The organism is Echinicola rosea, assembly GCF_005281475.1.
GTDB lineage: Bacteria > Bacteroidota > Bacteroidia > Cytophagales > Cyclobacteriaceae > Echinicola > Echinicola rosea.
The window spans coordinates 5,704,555-5,716,438 of the sequence record NZ_CP040106.1 but is presented as its reverse complement, the minus strand read 5'-3'; the positions used below and the strand labels follow the sequence as shown (position 1 = coordinate 5,716,438).

Annotated in this window: 11 protein-coding genes; 2 read left to right on the top strand and 9 right to left on the bottom strand. The window is 40.9% G+C overall.

The window, feature by feature from the left end:
• Positions 1-52 precede the first annotated feature (52 nt).
• The 9 genes from FDP09_RS22225 to FDP09_RS22185 form a co-directional block, all read right to left on the bottom strand.
• Positions 53-226: a MoaD/ThiS family protein gene (locus FDP09_RS22225; RefSeq protein ID WP_137404676.1), complete on the bottom strand. Its 174-nt coding sequence runs from the start codon at positions 224-226 to the stop codon at positions 53-55.
• A 57-nt stretch (positions 227-283) separates the two neighbouring features.
• Entirely contained in the window at positions 284-1,447 is a 1,164-nt protein-coding gene (locus FDP09_RS22220; RefSeq protein WP_137404675.1) for an XdhC family protein, read from the bottom strand.
• On the bottom strand, positions 1,444-2,601 hold the full coding sequence (locus FDP09_RS22215) for a cysteine desulfurase family protein (protein ID WP_137404674.1): 1,158 nt from the start codon (positions 2,599-2,601) through the stop codon (positions 1,444-1,446). Before FDP09_RS22215 ends, FDP09_RS22220 begins: the two co-directional genes overlap by 4 nt.
• A gap of 203 nt (positions 2,602-2,804) precedes the next feature.
• Positions 2,805-5,075 carry a xanthine dehydrogenase family protein molybdopterin-binding subunit gene (locus tag FDP09_RS22210; RefSeq protein ID WP_137404673.1) on the bottom strand — a complete coding sequence of 757 codons (2,271 nt, stop codon included), beginning with the start codon at positions 5,073-5,075 and terminating at the stop codon, positions 2,805-2,807.
• Between the two features lie 11 nt (positions 5,076-5,086).
• Complete coding sequence (locus FDP09_RS22205) at positions 5,087-5,545, bottom strand: (2Fe-2S)-binding protein (RefSeq protein WP_137404672.1); 459 nt, start codon at positions 5,543-5,545, stop codon at positions 5,087-5,089.
• Between the two features lie 119 nt (positions 5,546-5,664).
• Complete coding sequence (locus FDP09_RS22200; RefSeq protein WP_137404671.1) at positions 5,665-7,905, bottom strand: xanthine dehydrogenase family protein molybdopterin-binding subunit; 2,241 nt, start codon at positions 7,903-7,905, stop codon at positions 5,665-5,667.
• A 277-nt stretch (positions 7,906-8,182) separates the two neighbouring features.
• Positions 8,183-8,791, bottom strand: coding sequence for a flavodoxin family protein (locus tag FDP09_RS22195; RefSeq protein WP_137404670.1), 609 nt, complete (start codon positions 8,789-8,791; stop codon positions 8,183-8,185).
• A gap of 12 nt (positions 8,792-8,803) precedes the next feature.
• Positions 8,804-9,250 (bottom strand): nuclear transport factor 2 family protein, encoded by a 447-nt coding sequence (locus FDP09_RS22190; protein WP_015267895.1) that lies wholly within the window; start codon positions 9,248-9,250, stop codon positions 8,804-8,806.
• Between the two features lie 19 nt (positions 9,251-9,269).
• Positions 9,270-9,728, bottom strand: a complete 459-nt coding sequence (locus FDP09_RS22185; RefSeq protein WP_015267894.1) for a nuclear transport factor 2 family protein — start codon at positions 9,726-9,728, stop codon at positions 9,270-9,272.
• Between the two features lie 346 nt (positions 9,729-10,074).
• On the opposite strand from FDP09_RS22185, the gene FDP09_RS22180 reads away from it, so the two are divergent.
• Both FDP09_RS22180 and FDP09_RS22175 read left to right on the top strand, forming a co-directional pair.
• Entirely contained in the window at positions 10,075-11,073 is a 999-nt protein-coding gene (locus FDP09_RS22180) for a sensor histidine kinase (protein WP_015267893.1), read from the top strand.
• On the top strand, positions 11,070-11,777 hold the full coding sequence (locus tag FDP09_RS22175; protein ID WP_137404669.1) for a LytR/AlgR family response regulator transcription factor: 708 nt from the start codon (positions 11,070-11,072) through the stop codon (positions 11,775-11,777). The genes FDP09_RS22180 and FDP09_RS22175 overlap by 4 nt, the downstream gene beginning before the upstream one ends.
• Positions 11,778-11,884: the final 107 nt, after the last annotated feature.

Here is an 11,884-nt window from a genome sequence, read left to right as displayed (position 1 = left end):
AATGGCGGTAAAAACGCCACCTCATCCCCACTTTTGATATACCCAGTTTCCTTTATTCACGATTGATAGCCGTTTTGACGGAGCCCATATTGGTTATATTGTATTTCTTAAAACATAAGGCTTTGAGATCGTCCAATTCAATCTCCGCTTGAGAGAGAGTTAGGAATTCTGTAGATGTACCGGCCTGTTCTGCTACAGCACCAAAGTATTTAATAGTTATATCCATAATTGAATATTTTAATAAGTATTCGAGCTTGGAAATTCTAATGGTTTTTACATTTATTTACTGGTTTTCTAATTGTACCAATTGAAATTCACTGGGCTCATCTACATGAATCCTGTTTAATTTGTCCCTCAAATGGTCGGCACTTGAATCACAAAAGACTTTTTGGATTTCAGAGAGGATTGAAAGTGCTATTTCTGCCGGTGTTTCACTATTAAGATCCAACCCTATTGGTGCATAAATCCTGTTTTTTTGTTCGGCACTTGGGTGTATGCCCTTTTCGGCCATATCCTCAAGCATGCGCTTGTATTTCTTTTTAGGGCCGAGGATACCGATATAGAGCAGGGATTCCCTGAGTAGCAATAATTCCAGGATGGCAAGGTCGTATTTGTAGTTATGTGTCATTAGGACAAATACCGTGTTATCATTGATATCCAATGCTTCCAATGCTTTTTCTGGCTCTGTGACAACCACCTGGCATGAACCGAGAAACCTTTCTTTATTTGCATGGGTAGCGCGACCATCAATTACAGAAATATTCCATCCTAAGGAGTCTGCCATAGATGCTAAAATCTGGGCATCATTGCCAGCACCCACGATTACCAGATGGATGGGTTGTGGAACAAACTGGAAGAAAGCCTGTAATTCTCCTTTCTTTGACCGATATGTTCTGAAGCAGGATTTATGGGCTGAAAGGGCGAATTTTGCATCGGATTTTATCTTTTGTAAAAACTCAGTACTTCTGCCATCTCCTAAGGTTTTTCCTCCAATATTAAATAAAAGGGAAGTGCCTATCTGTACCTGGTTTTTCTGGAGATTAAATAGGGATACAAGTACCGAATTATTATTGTTTTGCAGTACTTCCTTTAAGAGTTCAACAGGGTTTTCCGGATTGTTATAGTCAATCGGTTCAAATAGGATCTGTATGATCCCGTTACAGCCTAACTGGGCTCCAACTATGGCATCTGATTCATCACTTGTATCATAGGTGATGAGTTTATTACGGTTTTGATGGAGCGCATGAAGGGATTTCCTTAAGGCGTCCCCCTCAAGGCAACCTCCGCTGATGGCCCCTGTCATTTGTCCAAGCTCATCCACTAACATTCTTGCCCCGGCGCGTCTATAGGAAGAGCCTTCTACATGAACCACCGTGGCAAGGACACAATTCAATCTATTGTTTTTTGCTTTTTTATAGGCTAGATATATATGTTCCAATTCTCTCATATCAAAACCTCCCTTAAGTTTTTGATGGTAGATTTAATGGTATTTATTGCTACCTCAACCTCTTGGGAGGTGCTTGGTCTTCCCAAACATATCCTAATTGAAGATAGTGCAGCTTCTTTAGAATGGCCATAGCTTAGTAGGACATGTGAAGGTTCTATAGTTCCAGAACTGCAGGCAGAGCCCTGTGAGATAGCCAAATTGCCCATTTGTCGTAATAATTTGCTTCCATCGATACTTTTAAATGTCATATTGGACATATGGGGAAGACGATGTTCGTTGAATGAATTGATTTTTATATCACCAAGTGTCAATAATTCCTGTTCAATCTTATCCCTTAATTTCTTCAGGCGCTGACTTTCCTGCGACATTGATTCAATACATAGTTGGCATGCCATGCCAAATCCTACAATTGAAGGAACATTCAAGGTGCCAGGCCTTAATCCCTTTTCTTGGCCTCCTCCAAAATGGATAGGAGATATATTTAATAGAATCCTATTGCGAATATACAGGGCGCCGATTCCTTTCGGTCCATAAAGCTTATGGGCCGAAAACGTCGCAATATCTATCCCTGAATTTTCTATGTCTAAAGGTATTTTCCCTACAGCCTGTGTAATATCACTCATGACCAAAACACCCTTAGCATGTGCTATTTTCGCAATTTTTTGGATTGGGTGAATAATACCCGTTTCATTATTTGCATACATGATACAGGTCAAGATAGTTTCTGGCCGAATGGCTTCTTGAAATGCATCTAAATCTAAATTTCCATTACCATCTACCTTCAATAAGGTTATGTTGAAGCCTCTTTTTTCAAGTTCTTGTAATGTGCTTAGGACAGCTTTGTGCTCTGTAGCACAGGAAATAATATGGTTACCTCTTGATTTGACGGACTCACAAGTACCTATCAGTGCTAAGTTGATGGCTTCCGTTGCTCCAGAGGTGAAATAGAGTTGATTGCTTTTTGAATTGATCAGTTCTGCTATTTGTTCTCTGGCAATGTCAACGGCTTCTTCTGCATCCCATCCAAAAGAATGGGTTGAGCTAGATGAATTCCCAAATTTCTCACTAAAATAGGGAAGCATAGCCTCAACCACCTTTTCATCGCATGGAGTGGTAGAGTTGTAGTCTAGATAAATTTTTGTATTTGAGTTCAAGGTTACATTAATTTAAAAAGGCTCATCATTTCTATAATATAGTGTATAGATATAGTCATATACCAATTGTTATTAGAACAAAACCAGCCCTTAGAATAAATTCCCAAATAAATCAAAAGATTAGACTTGGAATTGTTTGTCTAAAGTCATGGGAGACAAGCTCCTTAATCCGGGGACATCTCCCATTTCTAATTTGGATCAGGCTACATATTCAGGTTCTCAATCTGTAATATTTGTGGTTGAAAAGGCTGTTCATACAAGCGCTTGCCAGTTGCTTTGTAAAGAGAGTTACCTAATGCCGCAAAGATAGGAGGGAAGAGTGGTTCTCCCAATCCTGTGGGGGCCTCATTGTTTTCCACAAAATGTACTTCAATTTTCTTTGGAGCTTCGTTATGCCGTATCATACGGTATTTATCGAAATTACTCTTTGTAGGAACACCATCTTCAAATGTCATTTCACCAAAGAAGGCATTTCCTATTCCATCTACTATGGCTCCTTCGCCCATATTGGCAGCTGCATCAAGGTTTATTACAATCCCGCAATCAACTGCTGCAAATACACTTTCAACTACAGGCTGTTTGTTTTTAATACTAATATCCACTACTTCTGCGACATAGGAATTGTGACAGAAATAAGCAGATACCCCTCTAGCGATACCGGATGGCACATTTGACCAGTTAGACTTTTCGCGTACCAATTCCAAGACTCCGGCATATCGCTTGGGGTCGTAGTCATTCCTTTCGCCTACAGGATTGGTCTCAGCTCTTTTGAGTAGTTCCAAGCGGAATTCGATCGGGTCTTTCCCCATTTCTTCCGCCAGCTCATCCAAGAAACTTTGTTCTGCACCAGCGATAAAGTTGGATCTAGGAGCCCTAAAAGCACCAATGGTAATATTGGAATCAATTTGCCAGCTTTCTGCCAGGTAATTATCTATCGCTCCTGCAGGAAACCTATTGGCATGTAGGGGAGATTCAGGAATTCCTCCCGCCTTCACATGAAGACCAAGAAGATTGTTGTTCTCATCCAAAGCTGCCCTGTAAGTTGCCGAATAGGTAGGTCTATAAACTCCTGCAGTCATATCATCTTCCCTGGTATAAACCATTTTTACAGGAGCCTTTATTTTCTGAGAGATTAAAGCTGCTTCAGTCAGATGGTGGCTATAAGCTCTACGTCCAAATCCTCCTCCCATTCTGGCAAGGTTGATCTGTATATTTTCCACTGGTAAGCCCAAACTACTGGAAAGGGTTTGTCTGATTAATTCAGGAGCTTGGGTAGGCGCATAGATGATGGCTTGGTCATCTTTGACATCTGCGAAAGCATTCATGGGCTCCATGGTATTATGTGCCAAAAATGGTGCTGAATAAGTCCTTTCAATTATCCTGGATGCCTGTTTAAAAGCAGTTTCCGGATCGCCATCTTTTCTATGGATATTACCTGGTTTGGAAATGTATTCGGCCATTTTCTCTTTATGTGTACTGGAGTTTTCCAAACCTCCAAGTACCTTGATTTCCCGGTTTTGGCCATCTCGTCCCGCCATAGGGAAGGTACTGTCTGAGGCTTTTTCCCATTCGACTTTTAGACTTTTCTTTGCTTGTAATACTTCCCAAGTGGAATTGCCTACGATCGCAATGATGACTGGAAAAGTAGTGGTGTCAAAGAAATTTCTGCCATAGTCATCCTTAAAAATTTTCAATTCAAAGGCATCTTGAATCCCTGGTAGGGAGGTGACTGAATTTTTGTCGAATGACTTTAGCTTCATTCCAAAGGCCGGAGGATGTACAATAGATGCATACTTCATTCCTTCCACCTTATGGTCTAGAGCGAAAAGTGGCTTTCCGGTAACAATCTTATTTCCATCTACATTCTTTTTGGATTTACCAACAATCTTGAAATCGGGTATTTCTTTTAAATTAACCGTTTCTGGATCCGGAGCATCCAAGGTTCCCGCTAATGAGGCCATTTCACCATATCCTGCTTTCTTGCCAGAGGATTTGTGCTCCACAGTTCCCATGCTTGTAGTTATTTCCTCAACGGGTACATTCCATGTTTGGGATGCTGCGTTTATAATCAGTTGTCTGGCAGTGGCACCTGCCGTCCGCAGCGGTTTCCAACTTGACCGGACACTATTACTGCCTCCTGTAAACTGCCTATCAAAACGATCAGGATAAAAGTCTGCCTGCTCCACAAACACTTTTTTCCAATCTATATCCAATTCCTCTGCCAAAATCATGGGTAGAGAAGTTTTGACATTCTGCCCAAATTCAGGGTTGGGGTTGAAGAGGGTTACTGCCCCGTTTTCGCCTATTTTTATATAACTGTTAATTTCAAACCATTCATCAGGCATGGTCAAAATTTCCTCATTTGTAGGTTTACATCCTGCTAACCAGCTAAAGCTTAGCATCATCCCACCTCCAGCCAGGGCAGATACTTTCAGGAAGGATCTTCTATTTAATTTTTTTTCGATTAATGTCATGGTGCAGTGGGTTAAATTGATTTTGAAGCTGTTTTAATGGCGGCCTTAATTCGGGTATAAGTACCACAGCGACAGATATTACCGTTCATGGCTTGAGAAATTTCTTCATCCGTTGGATTAGGGGTTTTGGCTAATAGCGAAGCTGCAGTCATTATTTGTCCAGCTTGACAATAGCCACATTGTGGAACATCATGTTCTAGCCAAGCTTTTTGTACAGGATGATCCCCATTTTCGGACAGGCCTTCTATAGTAATAACTTTTTTGTCTTCTATCGCACTTACTGGGTAGGAGCAGGATCTTATCGCATTACCCTCTACATGTACCGTACAGGCGCCACACTGGGCTATTCCACAGCCGAATTTGGTGCCGACTAAATCTAAATGATCTCTCAATACCCAAAGAAGAGGTGTGTTAGGAGCCACATCTACTTGGTGTGTTTTGCCATTGATGTTTAAGTTATACTGTGCCATATGTTTTTTATTTATTTATGCCTATACTAAATATTTATACTTCGTTTTAATGACTAAATTCAAGCCATAAATATTTGATAATTGAGTGATTAGTTGTTCAAATTAGCCTTGATAATCATTTAACTGTTTAGTTGATGGACAAATGGTTGATGGTAAAACCGATTTCCTGTGGCTTGATATAGCGCATTGGCTAAGGCTGCAAATACAGGAGGGTAGGCAGGTTCGCCAAGCCCCGAAGGGTCTTTTCCGTTTTCCACGAAATAGGTTTCAATGGTTTTAGGCGCATCTACCATTCGAATCTGTTTGTATCTGTCAAAATTGGATTTGGACACCACTCCATTTTCAAATGTCAGCTCACCAAACATGGCAGTTCCTATCCCATCCACAACAGCACCTTCACAGAGATTTTTGGCAGCATCAGGATTGATGACAATTCCACAATCAATGGCATTGGTCACCTTGTCTATTTTGACCTGTCCATTTACCAGCTTCAAATCCAAAACTTGGGCCGCATAGCTATTGTGACAGAAATAAGCTGAAACTCCTCTGGATATCCCTGGAGTTGGGTTGGACCAATCAGCTTTGTCCTTTACAAGTTGGAGTACTTTTTCATAGCGATCAGGGTCATAGTCATTTCTTTCACCGACAGGATTATTCTTTGATTTTTCCAATAGTTCCAAACGGAAATCAATGGGGTCTTTTCCTGCCAACTCGGCCACTTCATCCAAAAATGATTGTTCGACACAAGCCATGAAATTGGAACGAGGTGCTCGGAATGAACCTGTAGTGATATTGGATGGTACATCCCAACCTTCTGCCAGATAGTTGTCCACAGCTCCGGCAGGAAATCTATTTGGATATAATGGATTCTCGGGAAGCCCGCCGGCATTTACATGGAAAGCCACCAATTGATTGTTTTCATCCAGTGCAGCCCTGTAGGTTGCCTGGTAGCGAGAGCGGTAGATACCGCTTGTCATATCATCTTCCCTGGTGTATATCAGCTTGATTGGCGCATTCACCTTTTTCGAAATGACAGCGGCCTCGATTAACCAGTGTGCATATGATCTTCGTCCATAGCCACCACCTAGCCTGGTCATAGCAATTTCTATGTTTTCAAGGGGGATTCCCAATCTGGAAGAGAGTGCCTTTTCTGTCAATTCTGGTTTTTGCAAAGGACCGGAGCAGATTACTTTGTCTTCTTGGACATGGGCAAAGAAATTCATCGGTTCCATGCAATTATGTGATAAAAAGGGACCTGTGTAAGTCCTCTCTATAGTCTTTGATGCGTTCTTGAATGCAGTTTCTGGATCCCCATCTTTTCTTTGAACCCGAGGGGTTTTAGCTGCCTTTTTCATTGCTTGCTCTTGGGAAGTGGTGCTTTCTAATCCCCTTGGTACCACCCTGGTTCCTTCCCTTCCGAACATATCACGTTTTTCCTCATAGGCTTCCTGAATTTCCCATTCCGTCTGGATTACTTTCTTTGCCTGAAGTACTTCCCAAGTGCTGTTGCCTACTATGGCAATTAGGTCTGTGAATTGAACGGTATCAAAAAACGTTCTTTTGTAATCGTCTTGAAGTGGTTTGATTCGAAAAACATCCTTTATTCCTGGCATTTTTCTGGCCTTGGAATCGTCAAAGGATTTTAGTTGCTTCCCAAAAGCAGGAGGATGAATGATCATTGCTATTAGCATTCCTTCGCATTGGGTGTCTATTCCAAAAAGCGGTTTTCCGGTTACAATATTTTTTGCTTCGACATTCTTTTTTGAACTGCCCATAATAGTGAAATTATTGTTGGCTTTTAGTTGAACTTCTTCTGGAACTGGCATCGTCGCTGCCAGAGAAGCAAACTCACCGAAATTAGCAGATTTATCGGACGCTTTGTGATAGATCGTACTGGATTTCACCGTGATTCCATCTGCGGGAACATTCCAGCTTTTGGCTGCGGCATCCACCAACATTGCACGTGCTGTGGCACCTGCGGTTCTTAGGCTGGTATATCCAGATCGGATTGCCTGACTGCCTCCGATAAACTGTCTTGTAAAATACTTGGTATCCAAATCTGCTTGTTCTACAATGACATTCTTCCAATCCACATCAAGTTCCTCTGCTACGATCATCGGCATGGACGTTTTTACGTTTTGTCCACCTTCTGGATTTGGTGACATAATAGTCACCTTTCCATTTTCACCGATTTTAATAAATCCATTAAATTGAAACCATTCCTTGGGCATCCCCAAAGACTCATCTTGACTAGGTTTGCAGGCCGCTAGCCAATTTAGGCTGAGTAGCATTCCTCCTCCAGTGAGCGAAGTGACTTTTAAAAATGAACGACGGTTGATTTTAGTGCTAGCGGTTTTCATGAATTTGTTTCACATTTTTTATCCGAAATTTTAAAAAATAGAGATTATCAACGAAGAAGCCCCTAAAATGGAATTTACCTATTTTCTCCACCATTTACAATCAAAATTAAGTCCATGTTTTTGGATAATCTTCTGTTTTAGCTATTCTATCAATATTTTATAATTTAAGGTCTTACCTGATTTATTGGTTGTTCATTGTTGCACTTCGTTTGAGTTTTTAGTCCTTATTGAAACATTGGCTTTAATAATTCTTTATTACACGAAATAATACTGACAACTAAAACCCTAAATTGGTCAACCAATCATGGACTTCTTTTTTCACTTCCACCTCTTTTTCTCCTTCCATGACAAATAACACTCCGTTGCGTTCGATTCCGCCCCTTGTAGAGTAACCTTCCAGGATAGTGCTTTCCGAGCAGAGTTCGGCTACCGTCTCAAAGCTGCTTCCGATTCCGTAACCTGCATTGGTATTAAAGGGAATGACGGTTTTCCCACTGAGATCATTTTCATTTAGGAATGTTTTCATCGGTGGCGGTAGCTGCATGCCCCAAGTCGGAAAGCCAACAAAGATGGTTTCGTATCGGGAAAGGTCAACTTTGGTCTTTAAGGGAGGTAGTGTTCCGGTCTCATTTTCCACTGTAACCTGTGCGACAATGGCTTCATAATCCTCAGGGTAGGGAGTCTCCAATTCCAGACTTACCAAAGTGCCTCCCACTTTTGCCTCAATCATCTTTGCCACAGCTTTCGTGTTTTTAGTGCGTGTGAGATACACGATGAGGATTTTGTCCGGGGTTGTTTCCACCGCATTGGCATCGATCTCTGTTTGGGTCTGGCTGGTACAACTCAGGGAGCCAAAAAGGAAAATGAACAGAAGGAAGAATCTCATAGCAAATTAATTTTATTGGTCCCCGAATCCCATCAGTTTGGTGAAGGAGAGAGACCCGAGCTTCCATCCTTCAGCTTTTTTGATATACACTTCCGTGACCTCAAATGGATTGGTCACTTCGTTTCCTCCCACTTCGGCTATCAAGGTGATGCGGTTCAGCAAGATGGCGGTGTTATCGATGATCTCCACGGATACTTCGTGGATATCGGCTTTTTTATACCAAATCCCACCACTGCGGATAATGTTCACTTCTTGTTCCTTGCCCCAGGAACCGCCCATGTGGACGAAAACAGCTTTTTCGTCAAAAAGCTCGGCGAGTTTATCAGCTTCCTTGTCTGCCATCCACTGCCATTTGGTTTTGGATAGCTCGATGATTTCTTGTTTGCTCGTCTCGTCTTGCGCATAGCTAATTCCTGTGGCTAAGAAGAGAAGGAAGCATCCAATAATTGTCTTTAGCATGGTTAATATGGTATTTGGATTAATGTTCGATTTCGTGAGTGTCCCTTACGCTGCTGAATGTCAAGGCCAGCATTTTCCATTCTTTTTTCTGCTTTTGGTAGACTTCGGTTACCGTAAACTCAGTGGTTACATCGCTGCCTCTTACGAAAGCAGTCAAGGTGATTCGGTTCCATACCACTGCAGTATTTCCTGAAATCTCAAGGGCCGTGTCATGCACATCTGCATTTTTATACCATATACTTCCGGATTCGATGATTTCCAGCTCGCGGTCTTTTCTCCAGCTTCCACTCATGTGGACAAATTTGGCCTTGTCGTCAAAGAGCTTTTCCAGTTTCGCCACATCTTTATCAGCCATCCATTGCCACTTGTCCATGGAGAGCTTTTTGATTTCCTGCTCAGTGGAAGATTGGGCAAAAGAGTAAGTAGCGCTCAGAATAATGAGGGTCAATATAAATAGTTGCTTTTTCACGATTTTCATTTCATTTTTTTTGTGGTGCTTATTTGTCAAAGCCTTTCAGCAAATTGAACCTAATTTATGTTGATGGTTTTCGATTTACGGTTTATTTCCCCCGTATTCAATTAACCTTTTGACACATTACCAATAGACGAATAATAATCCTATATTTTTAACAAAATCAATAGACAGCAAGATTCTCTCACCCAGTCAACTGTTTTGATCTACGAATGAAAACACCCCTAAGGGATAGGAACATTCAGACTTTTGCATTTACAACTTGTTGAATAAAAAATGCCTTCCGTAGAGCACAGCTGTCAGTTGGATGATTGCTGAAATATGATGTTATTTAAATGCCTAAATTTCCAAAATGAAAAATAGTTTCATATCGCGTCCGGCATTCTATGCGCTCCATTTCCTTTTCTGGCTGTGTTATGGGGCTATTTTATACGCTGCCCTCAGTGGTTGGATATATTCTTCTGAGCAACTTTGGGGCGCAGTGATCTCTGATGTATTGACTTCTTCGTCCATCGCTTACTTAAATTATTATGTCCTGTTGCCGAGGCTTTATAGAAAAGGAAAGTACAGCGCTTATATTTTGGCATCCATTGGAATAGTGGTGGGCATTGTACTTTTACGGGTAAATCTTCTCGGAATGTCCCACCGCTCCGTTACTTATACTTATTTTATCAGGTCGGTTCCGGCTATTGGTTTTTACCTTATCACCACGGTCATTTGGTTTTTTGCCAATATGATCTCGGCGCAGAGAAAAGAAATAGAACTTCGAAACAGTCAGTTGGCCTCAGAGTTGAAGTTTCTGAAGCTTCAGTTGAGCCCTCATTTCCTGTTCAATACATTGAATAATATTTATTCGATGGCTTATTTCAAAGAACATAATACTGCATCGGCGATTATGAAGCTTTCCGAAATGATGCGTCATATGTTATATGAGGACCAAGGAAGGTTTATTTCGCTTAATAGGGAGATTGTTTTTATGGAAAATTTCATTGAGCTGTGGAGGTTAAAGCTGGATGAAAAACCGATAATTGTTTTTAAGCATGAAGGAGTCAAAGACAGACATAGAATCGCTCATTTGATCTTCCTGGTTTTTCTCGAAAACGCCTTTAAACATGGAAACACCATGGACGGGAGAATAGATATTAAGCTTGAAATAGATGCAAAAGAGAATCTTCACTTTTATATTAAGAATGATATAATTGATGCTCGTAAGACTGCAGAACAGGAAAGTGGGGTAGGATTGTCAAATGTGAAAAAAAGATTGAACCTAATTTATCCAGGAAAGCATGAGCTGATCTTGGATCAGGACGCTACTTCCTTTGAAGTTAAACTAACCATAGATTTAAAATGAAATACCAAATACTTATAGTAGACGATGAGCCTCCTGCAAGAAAATTGCTCATAGATTACGTTTCCAAAGTCGGAATGTTGGAGTTGGCAGGTGTATGCAGCAACGGAGAGGAGGCTATGGTATTTTTGAAGGAGAAGCCTGTTGATATTCTTTTGCTGGATATCCGAATGCCCCTGATGACAGGTATGGATTTACTAGATGAATTGGTGGAAAAGCCTCTTACCATATTTGTTACTGCTTATGAAGAATATGCAGTAAAAGGCTATGAATTAGATGTGATTGATTATTTGATGAAGCCAGTATCTTTCGAACGCTTCAGAAAAGCAATAGATAAAGCGGTAGAATACCTTTCGGTCCAAGTCGCTACCGAGGTAAAAAGAGAAATACTTGATTACTTTTTTATTAAAACCGATACAAGAATTGTGAAATTCCTGTTTGAAGAAATACAGGCCATTGAGGCTCAAAGAGAATATATTAAAATCATCACGCCAACTAGAAAAGTAATGTCATTGGTCTCTTTGACCAGCATTGCAAATGCACTGCCTGGTGAGTTTGTGCGGATTCACCGGTCGTTTATAATCAATATGCGGCATATCGACGAAGTCCAATCAAATGAAGTATTGATAGGGGAAGAGCTCTATCCTATCAGTAGAAACTATCGGGAGGACTTTTTTAAGAAGTTGGGAGATAGAAAGTTGTTGTAGGAAAAAGACTGGACAAATAGTGATTTTGAAGGGAAGTCACCACAAGTGCTTACCCTCCAATTGGTGGATACTGGGTAAAATGGTCATAAAGATATGGAATGAAAGAA